This is a genomic window from Arthrobacter sp. 2RAF22 (genome assembly GCF_052115325.1).
Classification (GTDB): domain Bacteria; phylum Actinomycetota; class Actinomycetes; order Actinomycetales; family Micrococcaceae; genus Arthrobacter.
On record NZ_JBFRGL010000001.1, the window covers coordinates 56,952 to 76,646 of the forward strand.

Here is a 19,695-nt window from a genome sequence, read left to right on the forward strand (position 1 = left end):
CCCAAAAGTGGCCCATTAGTGAGCGGGCGTCGTTATGGTTGCGTGCTTGGCCGGCGCCGGAGAACCAGTCCTGCAACGATGCCGAGCAGCAAAAGCGCGCCGGAAGCGGACGTGGACACCACAAATGCGGTGCCCGGACCCTGCGTCTGGGCCAACTGGCCGGCAACGTAGGCGCCCAGCGCCGTACCCGCCACGATGCCGCTAGCCAAGGCGGTCATGACGGTCGCCATGCGGCCGGCCGGTGCCACGACTCCCCCGATGCTGAAGACCGTCACCATGACCGGTCCCACGGGAATTCCGAGCACCAACAGAACGATGACCATCGGCCAGATCCCGGCGGGAAGGAACAACAGTAGGGAGAACGCCGTCATCGCGGCCGCGGCGAGCACCCAGCGGATGGCCAGCCCGAAGCGCTGCGGCCAATAGGCAACGGACAACGCCGCGACGGCGGAGCTCAGGCCCATGACGGAATACATCAGCCCCGCAATTTCAGCCGTGGCGAACTGGGCGGAGAAGGCGCTCAACGCATTCTGGGTTGCACCAAAGAAAGTACCCATGCAGACCATGGCCAGCACCGGAACGGCGACCTTTAGCCAGGCCACGGATCGGACACTTGACTGCCGCTGTGCAGGGACGCTCCCGACGGCGGCGCGCGCCTTGCGCTTTGCAGGCACCACGGGCAACTGCGAGGGGTGGACGGCGAAGGCCGGCACGAGCGTGGCCGTCAGGACGGCCGCCAATGCGAGCGGAAGCCAGGGGGCTACGAGGCTCGCCAGAATACCGACCAGCGCCGGTCCCACGACGAACGTGACCTCGTCCGCGGTTCCTTCATAGGACAACGCGGTGTCCAGGTCTGCGCGGCTGGACGCCACACTTCCAGGACCGTTGGTGTTCAGGTTCCTAGTGGTCAGGGCCATCCAACGGACACGGGCCATGGGCCCCACCTGCGGGCAACTCGCTCCAGCCAGGAAAGCCGTCACCAAAATGGCAATCGCGTCCGTGGGGGCGTTGAAATCGGGCGTCAGATAGGCGGCCACGAGCAAGGCGATGACGGTCACGGCGTTGACAACCGCGGCCACGAGGAGCACAGGGCGCTGGCCTGAGCGGTCGGCAAGGGAGCCAAGCACCGGCGCGCCCAAGGCCGAGCCAATGCCGACCGCTCCGGCGGCCAGGCCACCGATGGCGTAAGAATGGCTGACAGCTGTGACAAGGGTGAGGGTGCCAACGGTCAGCATCGCGAGTGGCAGCCTAGCGAAGAGACCCAGCGGCAGGAAGTTCCGGCCTGCGAGTTCGGGCAAGCGGGCGAAGCGGCCAGGCAGACGCGAACGGCGCGGCGCGGCCGACGGGGGCAGTGCCGACTGCGGCGCAGAAGGAAATTCAGGGTGAGGCTTAAGTGCGGTGTTCGCCGCGGACTTCTGTGGGGAGGAGTTCATGATTCCGGGTTCGCTGAATGGTGCGCATCGTCCCTCCTCCCGATGCGCGCGACCCGGTGTAACCCCCCAAGTCTACCGGACGGCTGCGCCTGCTCAAGCGTGCCCATACACGACGAAGCGCCCCAAAGCCAGTGCCTAGGCGGCCGCGGTGTCGACGATTCGAACGGTGGAACCGTTCCGGTTCTTGATTACCTGCAGCTGGCTGCTGATTCTCTGCTTCATCTCCGCAACGTGGCTGACCAGCCCCACTACCCTGCCGCCGTCGCGCAGCCCCTCCAGTGCATCCATGACCTGCTCGAGCGATTGCTCGTCGAGGCTCCCGAATCCCTCATCGACGAACAAGGTCTCGATGTCCACACCGCCGGCCTCCTGCTGGACTACATCCGCGAGCCCCAGGGCCAAAGCGAGCGAAGCCATGAACGACTCCCCGCCGGACAGTGTGGCGGTGTCCCGCCGCTGGCCTGTCCACTCATCCACCACTTCCAGTCCCAGGCCTGATTTCGCGCCCCGGGCTGCCTTGGCGTCTGTGTGCTGCAGGGTGTATCGGCCATCGCTCATGGCGATCAGCCGCTCCGACGCCGCCGCCGCGACCTGTTCGAGGCGGGCGGCCAGCACATAGCTGTTGAGGCTCATTTTGTAGCCGTTGTCGCCCGCCCCTCTTGCGGTTTCTGCGAGCTCGTTGAGTACCCGGGCGCGATCCCGGGGGCCGCGCCCGGAGGCCGCAGCTTCCTCGTACTGCGAGCGGATCGCAGCCAGGCTGGTCACCGTGCGGGCAGCGAGTCCCGCAGCAAGATCCAGCCGTCGGGCTGTTTCTTCCGCCCGTCCGGCGTCTTGTTCGAGGGCTGCGAGCTCGACGGCGGTCAGTGGCGCCTCACCGATCTGGGCTTCCTTGGCCGCGAGAACGAGATCCTCGGACTCGAAGAGCTCTGCGAGCCGGGCGCTCTCGGTCTCCGCGGACCTGATGGCTTCGTCGAGCCTTGCAGCGTGCTGCTCGTCGAGGATTTCGAGGCGCGCAGCATCCGCGGTGTCGAATCCGTTCGCTGCAAGGGCGGTTTCCAAGGCCGCAGACGCATCGTCCAAAGCCTCCCGGGCACGTTCAAGTTGCACTCCCGCGGCGACAGCGGACTGCAGGAGTTCGCGATGCCCGGTCAGGGCATCGATCCGCTCGTGCAGCGTGTCGAAGCCATCACGCAGCCCGCAAAGCAAGGTCTCCAGGGACTCACGTTGCTCACCCAGCAGGGCCATGGTGGACCCGGCCTGCGCCGCAGCGGTGTCCTCTTGGACTTGTTCTTCCTCCAAGCGGGCAATCCGCTCCGTCATGCGGGCGAGCTCTGCCTTGCCACGTTTGAGGCTGTCGACGGCGGAACGCGCCAAGGCCAGGGCGTCTTTGGCCAAGGCCTCCGCCGAAGCGGCTTCCTTGGGATCGATGCCTCCGCCCTGGGCGGCGAGCACAGCAACTTCCTGCTCGGCGGCCGCCAGCTCGCCTGCCGCTTGGAGAAGTTCATGCTCGCTTTCGTCATAGCGTTCGTGGGCGGATTGCTCTTCCTCCGCAAGGGCCAGTGCGGTTAGCCCTGCGGCTGCCGGGGACGGGTGTTCGGCGCTTCCGCAGACGGGGCATGGATCGCCGTCGTTCAGCTTTGCGGCGAGTTCGGCGGCGGCATTGGCCAGCCGGGATTCGCGGAGATCCAGCCAGAGTTGCCGGAGGTCCTGGGAAAGCGCGCGTGCAAAAGCGTGGCGCTTCACTGCCGCGGACTGGGAATCCAGGGCGCTTGTGTAACGGGCAACTGTCTTGACGGTGTTCTGCGCTGCTGCCGCTTCGCTTTCCCGGAGGGGCAGCTCCACAGCGGCCGCTTCCAGCGGGCCCAGCTCACCTTCCAAAACAGCCGCATCCGAGCGAAGCCCGGCCAGAGCAAGGGACCGCTCTGCCTTGGCCGACTCGCGCTGCCGTGCAGCGACGTCGAGGGCATCAAGCCTGGCAGTGATGTCCTCGAGCTTCTGTTCGTCCCCGACCCGGGCCTCCACGACGGCCATCGTTTCTTGAATCCTCGCCAGCGACGTGCCCGGCTCGCTTGCGTCAAGAGAGGCGGCAAGCAGCTTCGCCGTCGCCGACTCCGCCTTCGCGCCCGCGATGTCTAAGGCCTTGGCAGCGCGGTCGACGGCGTCGAGCTGTCCGCCGAGGACGGCGGCTTTGCGGTGGCGTCCAAGCCGCTCGCGGAATTCCTGCACTTCAGCCGCACGTGTGGCGAGGACTTCACGCCGGCGAGTGGCGGCGTCGAGCTTCGCGTGCCGTTGAACCCGTTCCCGGGCGGAGCTGAGTTTGTCTGCCAGCTGAAGCCGGACGGCATCGGCAGAGATTGCAACTTGTTGCCGCTCCAGAGATTCGGCCCGGGCCCGGGCCTCGAGGGTCCCGAGCCTGAGTTCAGGCGTGGACTCGTTGGATCCTGCGTCATCAAGATCCGGGTCAGCCGCCTCGTCAATGCCGAGTTGCGCGAACTCGGACTCTGCCCGCTGCGCGAGCAGCTTAAGTCCGTTCTGGTTGTCCTGCACTTCTGCGCGCGCGGCGTTTGCTTGGAGTGCCAACTGCTGCTCGATCGCTTCAAAACGCTGGGTTCCGAAGAGCTTCTGCAGAAGATCCAGCCGGTCGGACGCCTTGGAACGCAGGAAAGCCGCGAAGTCTCCCTGCGGGAGCATGACCACCCTGGTGAATTGTTCCCGATCCATCCCCAGGACATCTCCGATTTCCATGCCGGCTTCGTCGTTGCGCGAGGTCTTTTCTTCCCACGAGCCATCAACCCGTTCACGCAGGAGGGTTTTGGCCTGCTGGGTGGTGAAGCCCTTGCGTCCACGGGCACTTGGCCTGTCCCACGCCGGTGAGCGGGTGACCTCAAAGCGTCTTCCGCGCGCCGAAAATTCGCAAACGACCCGCGGCTCCGCAGCCGGTTCCGCGTGGTCGCTGCGCAAGCGTTTTCCGTCCTGGCGGGCGCCCGGTACCGAGCCGTACAACGCAAAGCAGATGGCGTCGAGCACGCTCGTCTTTCCCGCGCCGGTGGCACCGTTCAAGAGGAACAGGCCCTGGGCGCCCAACAGATCGAAATCAATCGATTGAACCCCGGCAAACGGCCCGAAAGCCTCAATTTCAAGGCGGTGGATTCTCACAACTCTGCCCCTTCCAACCGGACCGCTTCCAAGGCTTCACGAAGGGCGGAAAGTTCAGTCTCATCAGCCGGCCTCCCGCGCACATGGTCGAGGAAGCCGCAGCAAACACCAAGATCGTCTTCGGCCTCCGCAAGCCGGCTGCTGTAGCTGGCTTTGACCTTTCCCGCGGCGTCTTCAGGGTCAAAGCCCAGCACCAGCGTGTCCGGGAACCGGGCACGCAGCTGTTCCATGGCCTGCGCAGGCCGCGAGGAGTCTGTGAGGGTGACTTGGCAATACGCAGTCTCAGCCCAGGAATGCTCCTCCGACTCCAGAAGCTCAGCGAGCTTCCCCCGGAGAATCGCCAGCTCCCGTGGTGCTTTCCACAGAACTTCCTCGACGCTCTCAACACCGCCGACGCCGATATCAATCAGCCACGCACCCTTCCGATGCCTGGCCTCGGAGAACGAATACGCCAGCGGCGAACCCGAATACCGGACGCGCTCCGAAAGTTCCTGCCGCCCGTGCAGATGTCCGAGGGCCGTGTAGCCGAAGCCATCAAAGAGATCCAGGGGCACAGCCCCCAAACCGCCGATGCTCAAATCGCGTTCGCTGTCCGAGGTGATGCCGCCGCTCGCGAAGGTGTGTGCCAGCACAACGGAGTGCACCGGCCCTGCTTCGCTTCTCCGGGCAATGTCCTCACGGATGAGCTCCACCGCGGCCTGCGTGACGTCAAAGTGGCTCGGGGTTTGGGTGCCGAGCCGTTCGGCGACAAGCCGCGGTTCAAGGTACGGAATTCCATAGACGGCAACCACGGGCGCACCCGGCTGAGCTGCACCGTGGTCGCTATCCAGGGGAAACAGGACGGGCGAATCGAGATCCTCTACGCGGGTCCGCAAATGGACTCCCCCGCGCTCCAGCAGGCGTGAAGCGAAACCAAGGCGGATCGCGGAATCGTGGTTGCCGCTGGTCAGCACCACCTTGGCTCCAGCATCCGTGATCCGTACGAGGGCGTCGTCGAGGAGCTTCACGACGTCCAGACCCGGAAGGGCGCGGTCGTAGACGTCGCCCGCGATCAAGACGACGTCCACCGACTGTTCCCGGACGACTGCGAGCAATTGCTCAATGAAGTTACGCTGGGCGTCAAGCATCCCGACGCCATGGAACGAGCGTCCCAGGTGCCAATCCGAAGTGTGCAAAAGCCTCATGTTTTCAAGCTAACTGGAGGCCCCGACATTATTGGTGCGGCGCGGCGGCACCGGCCGTAACAGGGCCTTCCGGACAGCTGAATTCCTGCGTCAGCCCCGCTTGCCGTCGAAGAAATCGCGGGCCGGGTCGACGTCGGGCTTCTCTTCGACGGGTGCCACGGCGGACTCCGCAGCGGGCGTGGAAACCTCGGCCGCGCTTTCCGGGACAGCCGCTTCAGCGTCGTCGTCGGACTTTTCCTCCCAGCCGTCGGCCGGCAACGGCTCCTCGACCTCAGCCACGGCAACCGGGGTGGTTTCGCCGAAACCGCGGAAGATGAGGCCTGCGATCGCCGCTCCGACCAGCGGTGCGACCCAGAAGAGCCAGAGCTGCTCCACTGCCCAGCTCGAGCTGAAGATGGCGGAGGCAGTGGCACGTGCGGGGTTAAAGGCAAGGTTGCCCGTGGATTGGCCAAGCTGCAGCAAGACCGCGACTGTCAGGCCGACGGCGAACGGTGCTGCGAGCTTGCTGGGATTGCGTCGAGCGGTGACACCCAGGAAGACCCCTACCAGGAGCGCGGCGCCGAGGACCTCAATGAGCATCACGCCGGTGACGGGAACCTGGAAGCTGGAGTGCGTACCGAAGCCGGAGGTCGCCGTGTCAAACACAGTCCGGCTGTCCGTGATCCCCGGTACAGTTCGGACGACGGCGAAAATCGCCAACGCGCCCAGCAAAGCGCCCACAATCTGGGCCCCCAGGTACGCGGCCCCATCCACAAGCTTCATCCGGCCGGCAACCAGGTGACCAACCGTGATGGCCGGGTTGAAGTGGCCGCCGGACAGGTAACCGAAGGCCAACATGGCAGCAGTGACGGTCAGGCCGCTGGCCAGCGACGCCGGCATCGGAACCGCCTGGGGGTTGATGAAGATCAACACACCCAAGCCAATAACCACAAGGAACAGCGTCCCCAGAGCTTCAGCGGACGCCCGGGCTAGGAGCCGGGTTCCGCGGGAGGAGGGAGCGGACACAGTTGTGGTCATGTCGAGGGATTCCTTTGTTCGAAGTTCGGGTGGTCTGTTGCGGAGGCGGACACTCCGGGCAAGGCAAGAAGCCGTGCGGCGGACCGCTTTCTTGCCCCGCAGCATCCTGTCAGCCGAGTCTGGACGCTTCCTGAATCCGAGCCTAGCCGCCCAAGGCGATTGCGGCGACCGCAGCGCCGGCAAGCGCGATGATGGACACGGCGCTTGCAAGCATCAAGACTGCCGACGCTTCCTCCGCGCCATGGTGCAACTGGTGGGACCTGGCCCACACAACGCAGCCGAGGACGATCGTCGCTGCGGCGGCGGTCAAGGCGCAGATTCCCTGGTAGTCGAGCCCCGGTATCCCGGTGGGCAATTGCCCCGCACCGGATTTGGCCGTCAACCACCTGCGCCAGATGAAGAGATCCACCACCAGAAGCGAAATCAGGGTCCGGCGCCAAGCGAGCGTTGTACGCTCCGGCTGCAGCCCCGGATCCCTGGATTCAACGGTCAACGCGCCACCAGGATCAGCACGGCAAAAGTGAATGCCGCCACCGCAACCACGATGGTCATGAGCAACATGACCCGTGAGAACGGCAGGGCCTGGTCGTTCCGCATGGCCGCCTCCATCTGCGCCCACCGGCGGTAGGCGAGCGTCGCGAGGCCCGCGCCGATCATGGAAAGAACGACGCACAAGACAATGCGCACGGGCTGGGGCGCGATGTTCGGAGCAAGCTGGTCGATGGCGACGGCACCGGCCAACAGGGCCAACGACGTACGGATCCACGCGAGGAAGGTCCGCTCATTTGCGAGGGAGAATCTGTAGTCCGGGGTCTTTCCGGTTTTCCGCCACGCGGGTTCACGCATCATGCCTCCTGGTTCACGAGCCACCGTATCAGCGGGCAGGTGAAGACCGGCCGAGCAGCCACGGTAAATTACCACTATGAGCGCTGAACCATCCCCCTCCGCCGTGCCATCCTTCGAGTCCCGGGTTAACGGCTGCCTGCTGGGAGGCGCCTTGGGTGATTCGCTCGGCTACGCCGTGGAGTTCGACGACGTAGCCACCATCCGTTCCCGCTTCGGCGCCGCGGGCCTCACCTCTTTTGGCCAGCTCGACGGCGGCACCCACTTTTCGGACGACACCCAGATGACGCTGTACACCGTCGACGGCCTCGTGGAAGCCCTGGAGTGGGCCAACGACGGCGTAGCCGCGGATGAAACTGCATGTCTCTGGCTGGCTTACCTGCGATGGCTCGCGAGCCAGGGCGTCGCGTTGCCGGCATCCGCCCCCGTTCCCCAACCGCGGTGGATCGACGGCCAGGAGGTGCTCCGGCACCGCAGGCACCCGGGAAAGGCGTGCCTGAGCGGACTCTCTACGGGCGAGATGGGAACCAAGTTCCGGCCCGTCAATCCGGAATCGAAGGGCTGCGGCACGGTCATGCGCTCGGCTCCCTTTGGCCTGGTCCCGCATATTTCCGAGGCCGCGGTCTACAAGCTGAGCACCGATGCCGCGTGCTTGACGCACGGGCACCCTTCGGCACGGCAAAGCGCGGGTGCCTTCAGCGTGCTCGTGCACAAGGTGACCGCGGGCTCAGATGTGCGGACTGCGGCTGAGCATGCCCTGAGCGTGGTGTCAGCACTGCCGGATCCAGCCCCCGAGCTCCTGGGGCGCCTCCGGGAGGCGCTGGAACTGTCTTCCACCGGCACGCTGCTCAGCCCGGAAGAACTCACCGCGCAACTGGGCGAGGGCTGGGTCGCGGAGGAGGCACTCGCCGTCGGGCTCTATGCGGTGCTGGCGACCGCGCGGGCAGCGGAGACACGGAGTGATCCGGCCGCCCATTTCCGCCAAGCCATAACTGTGGCGCTGAACCACAGCGGTGACAGCGACTCCACCGCCTCGATCGCGGGCAATATCCTTGGGGCGCTCCACGGCGAAGAGGCACTACCGTCGGACTGGCTTGAAGCCCTTGAAGCCCCGGAAGTGATCCGCGGGATGGCGCAACGGCTCATCGCCGTCACAGTGGGCTAAGAGCCAAACGGTTCAAAGCCTGCGAAGCGCGATATTGTTGCACGCTTCGCAGACGTCCGCGGGGATGAGTCCGCGCCTCTGCAGGAACCCGAAAATGGCGCAGCCCAGGCAGAATCCCACAAACGATTCGAGGGACGCCGCGACGATCAGCAAGGCGAGCAGGATCCAGGCACCTGAAGCGAAACCGGCGAAGAACAGGACCACGGCCGCGGTGCTGAGCACCGCGCCGATTCCCTGCGCGAAACGCTTGGGCGGTCCCGGGACAAGTTTGGCAGGACCCACCCTGGGTGCCAGGACTTTGACGGATAGCAAGGCGAACGGCGAGATCCTCGGCCCGAACAACACCCGCAGCCAGAAGCCGGCGGCGATCAACACGAGTCCCCAGCCGAGGCCGCTCACGAGGGTGGCCACTGCCGCAACAACCACCAGGCCGGCCGTGATCCTCGCGGCGTACTCATTGACCGGATTGGGGAAAGCGAAGACGGCGCGCCATCCAGTGGGTGCGGGAGCTGCGGTCAACCCTGCAGTGCCGGCCTGTTTTCCCTGTGTCATGGCTCAAGGCTAGGAGCGCCGCGACACAACGGGAAGCTTTGTTGCTCCGTGTGAAATTCGACGTGGCTAGCGTCCGCCGACCATCTGCAGGAACTCCCCCTCGGACAGCACCTCGATCTGCTGGCCGCGGCTGTGCAACTCCAGGACCCTTTTGGCTTTGCCGGTGAGGCGACCATTCCGGAGATCGCCGGCTACAAAGCCGTCGCCCACCACGAGGACCGTGGTCCTCCCGGTCACGCGGCTCTCCGGACGCGCACCCATCTCCGCTGCCCGCTGTTTCGCTTCCGGCCGGGCAATCGCAAGCTCACCTGTGAAGACGACGGTCTGCCCGAACAGGGGGTGGCCCGGTTCCGCTGCAGGGTTGGGCTCCGGATTGGTGCCTTCTTCAGGCCAATTGCTCCAGGCGCGTCCAAGCTGGCCGGCGCCATTCCCGACGCCGGACCGGCCGGCGACCGCGTCGCGCACTCCACCGACGCCCGCGAGCGCAGCGAGCGTTTGTTTGGACAGTCCGTCTCCTGGCTGGAAGGCCTGCTGTTTGGGAATGGCCAGGCCGAGGGACAAGTACAGCTCGGCGATGCTGTTGGCGTTGTTCCTCTGCGCGATGTCCACCAGGATTCCGGCGCAGGCCCGGGCGTCCTCCGCGGCGTCGTGATGGTTCACGAGGGGCACGCCCGCCTCCTCTGCCGCGTAGGGCAAGGAATTGGATACCAAGGAGTAGCAGCGCCGGGACAACATCACCGTGCAGACGTACTCGTAAGCGGGGCCAGGCAGGCCGGAAACTTCGAGTCCGGAACGGATCACGCCCAGATCGAACGCGGCATTGTGGGCGGCAAGGATATCCCCGCCGATGAAAGCCCCGATTTCAGGGAAGAGTTCGCCGAAGCGCGGAGCCCCGGCGACGTCCTCGGCTCGAATGCCGTGGATCCGGGTGTTGTGGTACTCGAAGTGGTCGTGGTTTTCCGGCGGCCGCATGAGCCAGGAGGCTTCCTCCACCACGACGCCGCCGCGGACCTTGCTCAGGCCGACCGAGCACGGAGAACCCCTGAAGCCGTTCGCAGTTTCAAAGTCGATCGCCGTAAAGTCCAATGCCACTGGTCAAGGTTACAGGTGGAAAGCGGCCCCAATGGCGCCGGTGACGGCCGCCCCCTGCCCCGGAGCGTCTTTCAGACCTCGTCCGCCGTCTCCTGCAGCTTGGTCAGGGCCTTCTTGGTTGTTCTTTGGGTCAGGACATGGATGACCGCCCCTACCGCGCCCCCGGCGAAGGCGAACAGCAGCACTCCAGGCAAGGAGTCCTCCAGATTGGTCGCATCCTTCGGCGCGGGCTTTCCGGTCGACTTGCTCCAGATGGCCTCGAGGGCCTTGTTCGCCGCAACTCCGGCGCCCATGCCCACCACCAGGCCAAGTAGTTTGATCAGGACGTTCATCTCGTTCCTCCGATTGTGGCCAGACGCGTGGTCCGCGGCTGGGAAATACGTCAACCTAGCCGCCTGGACACAAGATTATCAGCATGCTTATCTTCTCTTCCCCGATGCGGGCCGGGCCTGCGACGCCGTGCGCAGCACCGATGGGACTTACCGACGTCTCGTCAGTTTCGTCTCCCGAGGACCGGCGGGGTAGCCGCCGCGGCGGCTCGCCAGGATGATTGCGAGCGCTGCCGCCGTCGGGACGGCTGCGGCTAAGGGCACCCACAGCGCGCCGACAGTGGTCAGGGCCAGGGCGCCATATCCGGCGCCCACGGCGATGCCCAGTTGAATGGTCACCACGGTCAAGCCGTTCGCGGCGTCCTTGTGCTCTCCGCCGGCGCGAAGGATAGCTGCCTGGTTGTAGATGCCGATGGCCCCGAAGGCGGTTCCCCACACGGTCACCAGCACAAGCTCACCCACCCACGTGCCGCCAAGCAGCGGCAAGAGGCCGAAGGCCAGCACCAGCAGGGCGACCGCGGAAATCAGGGAGCGCCGCGGATGGGAATCGGCGGTGAGGCCGGCGATCCAGATCCCCACGAGGCTGGCAGCCCCCACCACGGACAACGAAATGCTCGTGAAGGCATCCGGCAGTCCGGAGACGTGGAGGAAAGGCGCTATGTAGGTGAAGAGCGTGAAGTGGCCCAAAAGCAAGAGTGGCCACGCTGTGGCCACGGCGATCACGCCGGGCAGCTTCAGGGCTCCGCGGAGGGTCGGCGTCGCATGGCCGTCCTCGTCGGGGGCTGCGGGGAGTACCCAAATGGCCAGCAAAGCGAGAACCGCGCCGACTCCGGCCAGGATCAGGAAAGAGGCGCGCCAGGTGAGGACCGAGCCCATGAGCGTGCCGATCGGAGCGCCGACGGCGAGCGCGATGCTGTTACCGCTGAAGACCATGGCCATTGCTCTTCCTACTGAGTGCGCCGGGACGATCCTGGCAACGTAGGGGGCCATGCTTGACCACAGCATCCCGTGGGCCACGCCTCCGAGGAGCCTCGCGGCAACTGCCAATCCCAGGCTCGGGCTCGACGCCAACAGGACATTGCTGAGTGCGAACGCGAGCACGGTGCCGATCAACAACGCCTTGCGGGGAACTCGTCCGCCGAGCAGCCTGGACAACGGAAGCGCCGTGAAGACGATAACTGCCGCATAGGCGGCAGTCAGGGAACCTACGGCCGATTCGTCTACTCCCAGGTCCCGGCTGATCTGGGGCAGCAGCCCGGACGGGAGGAGTTCCGTAGTCACCGCGGTGAAGCCTGCTGCCGCGAGGATCAGGAGACCGCCCCACGGGAACACCGGGGCTGACGCAGGAGCGGCCGTCGCCGCTGTTTCGGGTATAGCTACGTCGCGCATCAAAAAGTTCTTCCTCGTCATTCATGCTCAGTTAGCTGCGGACGCAGAAGTTCTCGTCATTTCTGCCCACGTCCACCACGCTACGCATGTCGGGCGACTGGAGGCAGTGTCTGTCAGACACCCCCAGCGGATGTGTCAAGGGCCCGACGGCGGTTGTCCCGTACCCTTGAAGGGTGACCCTTTCTGCGATGAACGACTTTGCCGTATCCGCTTTGGTGGGTGCAGGACCGGTGCAGCCGCATATGTCCGCGCTCCTCCCCGACTGGTTGAACCCCCAGATCTTCCTGGCCGACCCCGCCTTGGCGCCATGGGTAGTCCTTCTCGTGTGCGGCATCGTGTTCGCCGAGACGGGACTCCTGGTGGGCTTCTTCCTGCCCGGCGACTCGATGCTTTTCACCGCTGGGCTCCTCGTCGCCACGGATACCATCAAATTCAACATCTGGGCACTCGCGGCCCTCATCATCGTGTCCGCGATCATCGGCAACCAGAGTGGCTACCTCATCGGTTCCAAAGCCGGACCGGCCATCTTCAACAAGCCTGATTCCAAGCTGTTCAAGCGGGAAAACGTCGAGAGTGCGCACGCCTTCTTCGAAAAGCACGGCGGCAAGGCCCTGATCCTGGCCCGCTTCGTGCCCATCATCCGCACCTTCGTCCCGGTGATTGTTGGCGTCGCGCAAATGGACAAGCGCAAGTTCTTCATTTTCAACGTCATCGGGGCGGTGCTCTGGGGCGGTGGCGTCACGCTGCTCGGCTACCTGCTCGGCGACAAAGTTCCGTGGGTCCGGGACAACCTCGACATCATCTTCGTGGTCATCGTCCTGATCTCGGTGGTCCCCGTGGCCGTGGAAGTCATCCGCGGCTTGCTGGCCAAGCGCAAGGCAACGAACGGCGGAGCAGAACCCGCCGAAGAATTGGTCGACGGACGCGAAGCCGGAAAGCACGGCGAGCGCTAGGCCCGTTGCTTCAACAGAAGAGGCACCCCGCACTTTGTCTGCGGGGTGCCTCTCTCGTTGATGCTGGCGCAAGTTCTAGCGAAGGGCGTCCACGATGGCCGGGAGCAGCGCCCTGAACGCCTTGCCACGGTGGCTGATGGCGTTCTTCTCCTCGGAACTCAGCTCCGCGCAACTGCGGTCCAGTCCCTGCGGCTGGAGCACGGGGTCGTAGCCGAATCCACCCGCGCCGCGGGGCTCATGCAAGAGAGTGCCTTCCAGCTGGCCGTACTCGACCACCTCGCGTGCCCCGCCGTCGACGGCGGCCGGTACAGCGAGTGCCGCCGCGCAGACGAACGCGGCTCCCCGGTGCGCGTCGGGGACGTCCGAGAGTTGCGCCAGCAAGAGCTGCAGGTTGGCGGCGTCGTCACCGTGCCGGCCGGACCAGCGGGCCGAGAAGATACCCGGAGCTCCACCCAGGACGTCCACGGCCAGCCCCGAGTCATCGGCAATCGCCACTATTCCCGTGGCTTCAGCCACGGCTCGTGCTTTGAGCAGGGAGTTCTCGGCAAACGTCACGCCGGTCTCGGCAACATCGGGAGCACCGGCCGCGGCCGCGTCAATCACTTGCGTATCGACGTCGAGTCCCGGCACCTGCCCCCTGAGGAGTTCCCTGAGTTCGCGCAGTTTTCCCTTGTTGTGCGTGGCGAGGACGAGCCTCGGCGCAGTTGCCCCGCTCACGGGGCCTCGGCCAGGGTCTCACGCTGGATGGCTGCCAACTCGCCCGTGCCGATAAGGGCAAGGTCCAGCAAGGCATTCAGTTCATCGCGGTCGAAGGGGGCTCCCTCGGCGGTGCCCTGGACTTCCACGAACTTGCCGGAGCCCGTGACCACCACGTTCATGTCGGTTTCGGCGCGCACGTCCTCGACATAGGGCAGGTCCAGCATCGGGATACCGTCGATGATTCCCACAGAAACGGCAGCGATGGTGTCGATCAGCGGCTGTGCGTTCTTGGCGATCATCTTGTTCTCGCGGGCGAAGCGGATCGCTTCGGCGAGCGCCACGTAGGCCCCGGTGATCGCGGCGGTGCGGGTGCCGCCGTCGGCCTGCAGGACATCGCAGTCCAGGACGATCGTGTTCTCGCCCAAGGCCTTGGTGTCGATGATGGAACGCAGCGAGCGGCCGATCAGGCGCGAAATTTCGTGGGTGCGTCCGCCGATCCTGCCCTTGACGGACTCACGGTCGGAACGCGTGTTCGTGGCCCGCGGCAGCATGGCGTATTCGGCCGTGACCCAGCCGCGGCCTTCGCCTTTGAGCCAGCGCGGAACGCCCTCGGTCAGGGAAGCCGTGCACAGCACCCGGGTGTTGCCGAATTCGATCAGGGCCGAACCTTCGGCCTGCTTGGACCAACCGCGGGTGATGCTGATGGGACGGAGTTGATCGGGTGTGCGGCCGTCGGCACGGATGACGGGGACAGAGGTGGCTTCGGAAGTCATACTGCAAGCTTAGCGATCCCCCGGCCTCCGCTGGACTGCGGGTTCAGACGGTGTAGTGGACTCCGGCAACCGCGACGGCGACATCGCCGGCGAACTCGGGCCGCGCCTCGGCCATGACCTTGGTCTGCGATGTCCAGACCGGGATGTGGGTCAAGAGGAGGCGTCGGGCTCCGGCGGCTGTCGCTGCCTGGCCCGCGCGCTTGCCGGTCAAGTGCACATCCTTGATGGCGTCGTCGCGCCCTTCTTCGAAGGCGGCCTCGCAGAGGAAGAGATCGGCGTTGCGGGCCGCGTCCTCAAGGCCCTGGCACGAGTCTGTGTCCCCCGAGTACGTGAGGACCCTGCTGACCGCTTTGCCTTCTTTGTCCGGCTCGGTGACCTCGACGCGCAAAGCGTAGGCCTCTTCCACCGGGTGGTTCACGGCATACGGGGTCACGATGAAGGGTCCGAGCTGCACGGATTGCCGTTCGCTCCAGTTGCTGAAGTCGAATTCCTCGTGCATTCCGGGGTCCAGCTCAAGGCCGTAGGCGGTGGCCATGCGGTCGGCCGTCGCGGCGGGACCCCAGACGGGGATCCTGTCCCGTCCCCAACCGCCCGGCTTCCAGCGGACGGCTACGTGCAGTCCGCAGAGGTCCATGCAATGGTCCGGGTGCAGGTGGGTCAGGAAGATAGCGTCGATGTCTTCGAGGTCCGTGTACCGCTGGATGGCCCCGAGGGCGCCGCTGCCGAGGTCCATGACGATCTTCCACTGGCGTTCACCGTCGTGCGCGGTCAGCAGATAGCACGACGCCGGAGAGCCGGGACCAGGGAAGGAACCCGTGCAGCCAACAATGGTCAGTTTCACTGGATGCGGCCTCCGCGGGCCGCGCCGAATTCGTTCACTGTGAAGGCTGCGGGGTCAACGAAATTGGACGTCCTCGCATGATGGCCGCCCGCGCGGGCGGCCTCCAACATTTCCGGGGTGATGCGGGCGAGGCTTCCGGTCGGGTACTGGGCGGCCACATGGTCCACGTGGCGCACGGACAGGACCTCCGGGCCGAGGAAACGGCGCGCCAGGGTCTCAAACTGGACGGCGTCGCCGGTGGCCATGAAGTCGTGCCGGGGCAAGCCGGCATCGGTCCGCTGGATCCCGTGGGTGGCCAAGGCGCGGTAAACGTCTTTGGCGGTCTCTTCGGCACTCGACACAAGAGTGACGTCGTCCCCCATGACGTAGGAGATCACGCCAGTAAGCAAGGGATAGTGCGTGCAGCCGAGCACCACGGTGTCCACGCCGGCTTCCCTGAGCGGTTCCAGGTATTCGTGGGCCGCGGCCAGCAGCTCGGGGCCGGTCGTAATGCCGGCCTCCACGAAACTCACGAATTCGGGGCAGGCTACCGAGGTGATGCTGAGGTCCGGGGCTGCGGCAAAGGTGTCCTCGTAAGCGCGGGAACCCACTGTGGCCGATGTCCCGATCACGCCGATCCTGCCGGATCTCGTCGCGGCCACCGCCCGGCGGACTGCGGGTTGGATGACCTCGATGACGGGAATCCCGTAGCGGGCCGTGTAGCGTTCGCGGGCATCGCGCAAGACGGCGGCCGAGGCTGAGTTGCAGGCGATGGTCAGGAGTTTCACGCCGGAGTCCACGAGCTCGTCCATGACGCCGAGGGCATTGGCCCGGACTTCGGCGATGGGGAGCGGCCCGTAGGGTCCGTTGGCTGTGTCTCCCACGTAGATGATCGACTCATGGGGCAATTGGTCGATGATGGACCGTGCCACGGTGAGTCCGCCGACTCCGGAATCGAAGACACCGATGGGGCGTGATCCCAGCAAGGGGTTGGGTGCTGTGCTGTTCAGTGTTTCCGGCGTGCGCTGGGATTCCAACGCCGCTGCGGCGCTCTCCCCATCCGATACCGCGTCCGATGCTGAGTTCATGATTCTTAGAGAATAAGCCAAGGCATGTGCTGCAGCGACGACATGTGGCGGGGGCCTCGTGTCTGTTTTGTCACACGGACGCCCACAAGCCCCACTCAGGGCTTCCGGTCCATCGAGGCCATCATGGCCTGGACCAACGATTCCTGGAGCCACGTGGTGAAGTTGTAGACGAGCGCCAGGTAGCTCTCCACGTCTTCGGCCTGGGACCAGTCCTGCATGGCATGGACATGGTCGGCATCCGCTTCGTCGCGGATATCGAGGCGCTCCGCCAGCACCAAACGAACATCGTTGAGGGCCATGGACCAGAGCTTCGCCTCCTCCGGGGTGAGGACGAGCTCGTTGCGGTCCAGGCCCATGGCAGCGGCTCGAAGGGCGCCGATTTTTCCTTCCCGCAGCGAGCGCTCGGTGAGCTGGCGGAACTCGAGGGACGCGGCGTCGTCATTCTTCATGACGTTCGGCAAGAGCCGCAAAAGGGCGCGATCGGACGGTTCCTTGACGTTCATATCCAGGCCGATCAAAGCCGTCAGGGGATCTTCGTTGCTGGACAGCTCCGGTTCCAGCATCGAAATGACATCATCCACGAGTCCGCGCAGGAGTTCGCGCTCGGCGGGCTCAAGATATCCGGTGATGCCCTTGAGTCCGTACTTGAAAGCCTTAGCCACGTGCGCCGCCCTTGCGTCCCCGGCCGTCGCCGCTGCTGCTTGCCTTTTCAACCGTTGCCCACAGACCGTAGCCGTGCATGGCAACCGCGTGCTGCTCCACTTGTTCCTTGCCTCCGTGCGCCACGATGGAACGGCCCTTCTTGTGGACCTCGAGCATGAGTTTGTTGGATTTGGCCTCGGAATAGCCGAAGTAGCTCTGGAACACGTAGCTCACATAGCTCATGAGATTGACGGGGTCGTTCCAGACCACCAGGTTCCAAGGGATATCAGCAGCACTGAGGAGGTCGGTGGAGGACTGCTCCGAGATGTCCGTCCGTTCTTCTCCCTTTAAGCCTGCGTCTGTCACTGTGCAGGTGGCTGCATAAATGCCGGGGGCGACGGTAGTGGTCATCTGTCCATTCTAATGGTGATGGATGCGCGAGCTAATGACGGCGAGACGTGGGAGGCGGTGGGTGGGCCCACACCGCCGAGGGCCCCGCGTTGAGCGAAGCGAGACGTGGGAGGCGGTGGGTGGGCCCACACCGCCGAGGGCCCCGCGTTGAGCGAAGCGAGACGTGGGAGGCGGTGGGGACTAGAGTGAATTCGTGAGTAGATCCGTCGCCTGGGACCACCCCCGCACGTCGTTGTACACCGATCACTACGAGCTGACAATGCTGGAAGCCGCCCTCCATTCGGGCGCGGCACACCGACGCTCGGTCTTCGAGGCCTTCGCCCGCCGTCTGCCCGACGGCCGCCGCTACGGCATCGTCGCCGGCACCGGCCGGCTGCTTGAGGGAATCAAGGACTTCCGTTTCGGCGATGCCGAGCTCGCGTTCCTCGATCAGCACAAAGTCGTTGACAGGCAAACACTGGACTTCCTCGCCGACTACAGGTTTTCCGGCGACATCTGGGGCTATCCGGAGGGCGAGGCCTAYTTCCCCGGCTCGCCCATCCTGATCGTCGAATCAACGTTCGCGGAAGCCTGCATCCTGGAAACGTACATCTTATCCGTGCTCAACCATGACACCGCGATTGCTTCTGCTGCTTCCCGGATGACCAGCGCGGCCGGCAACCGGCCTTGCATCGAGATGGGCTCCCGGCGCACCCAGGAGGAGTCCGCGACGGCGGCAGCCCGCGCTGCGGTCATCGCCGGTTTCGGCAGCACCTCCAACCTTGAAGCCGGACGCCGTTACGGCATCAAGACCGTGGGCACGGCCGCCCACTCGTTCACTCTCCTGCATGACACCGAGCGCGAGGCCTTCGAAGCCCAGATCGCCGCCTTCGGACCGGAAACCACGCTCCTGGTGGACACGTACGATGTCGAGGTCGGGGTACGGACCGCGGTGGAACTCGCGGGTGACAAACTCGGGGCCGTCCGGCTGGACTCCGGAGACCTCGTGGCCCAAGCCCAATGGGTCCGCGAGCTGCTGGACAACCTCGGCAACATCAACACCCGGATCGTCGTCACCTCGGATCTCGATGAATACGCGATCGCGGCCCTGCAATCGGCCCCGGTGGATGTGTACGGCGTGGGCACCTCCCTGGTCACAGGATCGGGAGCGCCCACCGCCAGCATGGTCTACAAGCTCGTCAGCCGGACCAACGATGCCGGGGAATTCGTGCCCGTGGCCAAGATAGCCAAGAACAAGGCCAGCGTGGGCGGCCGCAAATACGCCCTGCGCAAGCTCAACGAACTCGGCATCGCAACCCAGGAGATCGTAGGCATCGGACACCGCCCGGAAGACGATGGCAACGACCGCCAGTTGCTCCAGCAATTCATCAAGAACGGTGAGCTGCTCCCGGGATGGACCGGACACGAGGGCGTAGTCCGGGCACAGGAACGCCACGCTGCCACCATGGCCGAATTGCCTCCGGTAGTGCGCAGGCTGCAGCGCGGTGAGCCGGCAATCCCCACCGTCTATGAGGAGGACTGAATGTCCCGTGCCCTGATTATCGTGGACGTCCAGAACGATTTCTGCGAAGGCGGCTCCCTCGCCGTGGAAGGTGGCGCCGCCACGGCGGCTGCTATCAGCGAATACCTGGACGCGAACCATCAGCACTTCGACCACGTCGTGGCTACGCAGGACTGGCACGTGGACCCGGGCAGCCATTTTTCGGAAACTCCGGACTTCGTGGACAGTTGGCCGCCGCATTGCCGCGCCGGGAGCAAGGGCGCGGAGCTCCACCCGGATCTCGACGCCGAATACGTCCAGGCCTATTTCCGCAAGGGACAGTACACGGCCGCCTACTCGGGATTCGAAGGAGTCCTGGCGCCCGAAGACGAAGTGCCCATGGGCGAACTCGCGCCCGGTGCGGTCCCCTCCGTCGAGCTGGATGAGGACGCCCTCGGGCTCGATGACTGGCTGCAGAGCCACGGAGTGGAAGAAGTCGTCGTGGTGGGAATCGCGACCGACTACTGCGTCAGGGCCACCGCGCTGGACGCCGTGCAGGCGGGCTACTCGGTGACGGTGATCGGTGAACTCACCGCCGGAATCGCGGAAGATCTTGACGAGACCTACGCGGAACTGGAAGAAAACGGCGTCGAGCTGGGGCAGCGCTAA

General features: G+C 65.3%; 20 protein-coding genes. 4 read left to right on the plus strand and 16 right to left on the minus strand.

Features of this window, described 5'->3' with window-relative positions:
- Nucleotides 1-32: 32 nt before the first annotated feature.
- The 6 genes from AB4068_RS00265 to AB4068_RS00290 all read right to left on the minus strand — a co-directional run bounded on the left by AB4068_RS00265 (nt 33) and on the right by AB4068_RS00290 (nt 7,639).
- Complete coding sequence (locus AB4068_RS00265) at nt 33-1,433, minus strand: MFS transporter (protein WP_441432423.1); 1,401 nt, start codon at nt 1,431-1,433, stop codon at nt 33-35.
- A 135-nt stretch (nt 1,434-1,568) separates the two neighbouring features.
- Complete coding sequence (locus tag AB4068_RS00270; RefSeq protein ID WP_441432424.1) at nt 1,569-4,589, minus strand: AAA family ATPase; 3,021 nt, start codon at nt 4,587-4,589, stop codon at nt 1,569-1,571.
- Complete coding sequence (locus AB4068_RS00275; RefSeq protein WP_307054199.1) at nt 4,586-5,773, minus strand: exonuclease SbcCD subunit D; 1,188 nt, start codon at nt 5,771-5,773, stop codon at nt 4,586-4,588. The genes AB4068_RS00270 and AB4068_RS00275 overlap by 4 nt, the downstream gene beginning before the upstream one ends.
- 90 nt (nt 5,774-5,863) lie before the next feature.
- Nucleotides 5,864-6,790 carry an MIP/aquaporin family protein gene (locus AB4068_RS00280; protein ID WP_306960883.1) on the minus strand — a complete coding sequence of 309 codons (927 nt, stop codon included), beginning with the start codon at nt 6,788-6,790 and terminating at the stop codon, nt 5,864-5,866.
- Nucleotides 6,791-6,932: 142 nt separating this feature from the next.
- Entirely contained in the window at nt 6,933-7,283 is a 351-nt protein-coding gene (locus AB4068_RS00285; RefSeq protein ID WP_059387627.1) for a DUF202 domain-containing protein, read from the minus strand.
- Entirely contained in the window at nt 7,280-7,639 is a 360-nt protein-coding gene (locus AB4068_RS00290) for a YidH family protein (protein ID WP_306972587.1), read from the minus strand. The genes AB4068_RS00285 and AB4068_RS00290 overlap by 4 nt, the downstream gene beginning before the upstream one ends.
- 73 nt (nt 7,640-7,712) lie before the next feature.
- On the opposite strand from AB4068_RS00290, the gene AB4068_RS00295 reads away from it, so the two are divergent.
- The gene (locus AB4068_RS00295) at nt 7,713-8,798 is read left to right on the plus strand and encodes an ADP-ribosylglycohydrolase family protein (protein ID WP_332601887.1); all 1,086 of its coding nucleotides are present in this window, start codon (nt 7,713-7,715) and stop codon (nt 8,796-8,798) included.
- Between the two features lie 12 nt (nt 8,799-8,810).
- On the opposite strand, the gene AB4068_RS00300 is transcribed toward AB4068_RS00295, so the two are convergent.
- From AB4068_RS00300 to AB4068_RS00315, 4 genes are all read right to left on the minus strand, one after another.
- Nucleotides 8,811-9,350, minus strand: coding sequence for a DUF4395 domain-containing protein (locus AB4068_RS00300; protein WP_441432425.1), 540 nt, complete (start codon nt 9,348-9,350; stop codon nt 8,811-8,813).
- A 66-nt stretch (nt 9,351-9,416) separates the two neighbouring features.
- Nucleotides 9,417-10,442 (minus strand): exonuclease domain-containing protein, encoded by a 1,026-nt coding sequence (locus tag AB4068_RS00305; protein WP_390279011.1) that lies wholly within the window; start codon nt 10,440-10,442, stop codon nt 9,417-9,419.
- 71 nt (nt 10,443-10,513) lie between these two features.
- Nucleotides 10,514-10,774: a DUF4235 domain-containing protein gene (locus AB4068_RS00310; RefSeq protein ID WP_284988392.1), complete on the minus strand. Its 261-nt coding sequence runs from the start codon at nt 10,772-10,774 to the stop codon at nt 10,514-10,516.
- Between the two features lie 147 nt (nt 10,775-10,921).
- Nucleotides 10,922-12,160 carry an MFS transporter gene (locus AB4068_RS00315; protein WP_441432426.1) on the minus strand — a complete coding sequence of 413 codons (1,239 nt, stop codon included), beginning with the start codon at nt 12,158-12,160 and terminating at the stop codon, nt 10,922-10,924.
- Between the two features lie 188 nt (nt 12,161-12,348).
- Between AB4068_RS00315 and AB4068_RS00320 the strand changes: the two genes are divergently transcribed.
- Complete coding sequence (locus AB4068_RS00320) at nt 12,349-13,113, plus strand: VTT domain-containing protein (RefSeq protein ID WP_059387625.1); 765 nt, start codon at nt 12,349-12,351, stop codon at nt 13,111-13,113.
- Nucleotides 13,114-13,188: 75 nt separating this feature from the next.
- Here the strand turns inward: AB4068_RS00320 and rdgB are convergent, their stop codons facing one another.
- The 6 genes from rdgB to clpS form a co-directional block, all read right to left on the minus strand.
- Entirely contained in the window at nt 13,189-13,830 is a 642-nt protein-coding gene (gene rdgB, locus AB4068_RS00325; protein ID WP_284988394.1) for an RdgB/HAM1 family non-canonical purine NTP pyrophosphatase, read from the minus strand.
- Nucleotides 13,827-14,585, minus strand: coding sequence for a ribonuclease PH (rph, locus tag AB4068_RS00330; RefSeq protein ID WP_078108499.1), 759 nt, complete (start codon nt 14,583-14,585; stop codon nt 13,827-13,829). The genes rdgB and rph overlap by 4 nt, the downstream gene beginning before the upstream one ends.
- A 43-nt stretch (nt 14,586-14,628) precedes the next feature.
- Nucleotides 14,629-15,426, minus strand: coding sequence for an MBL fold metallo-hydrolase (locus tag AB4068_RS00335; RefSeq protein WP_306960890.1), 798 nt, complete (start codon nt 15,424-15,426; stop codon nt 14,629-14,631).
- Complete coding sequence (gene murI, locus AB4068_RS00340; protein ID WP_284988396.1) at nt 15,423-16,493, minus strand: glutamate racemase; 1,071 nt, start codon at nt 16,491-16,493, stop codon at nt 15,423-15,425. Before murI ends, AB4068_RS00335 begins: the two co-directional genes overlap by 4 nt.
- A gap of 95 nt (nt 16,494-16,588) precedes the next feature.
- Complete coding sequence (locus AB4068_RS00345; RefSeq protein WP_284988397.1) at nt 16,589-17,155, minus strand: DUF2017 domain-containing protein; 567 nt, start codon at nt 17,153-17,155, stop codon at nt 16,589-16,591.
- Nucleotides 17,148-17,546, minus strand: coding sequence for an ATP-dependent Clp protease adapter ClpS (gene clpS, locus AB4068_RS00350; protein WP_059387623.1), 399 nt, complete (start codon nt 17,544-17,546; stop codon nt 17,148-17,150). The genes AB4068_RS00345 and clpS overlap by 8 nt, the downstream gene beginning before the upstream one ends.
- Before the next feature lie 193 nt (nt 17,547-17,739).
- Here clpS and AB4068_RS00355 point away from each other — a divergent pair, with 193 nt between their 5' ends.
- Nucleotides 17,740-19,068, plus strand: a complete 1,329-nt coding sequence (locus AB4068_RS00355; RefSeq protein ID WP_441432427.1) for a nicotinate phosphoribosyltransferase — start codon at nt 17,740-17,742, stop codon at nt 19,066-19,068.
- Nucleotides 19,069-19,695, plus strand: a complete 627-nt coding sequence (locus tag AB4068_RS00360; RefSeq protein WP_059390254.1) for an isochorismatase family protein — start codon at nt 19,069-19,071, stop codon at nt 19,693-19,695.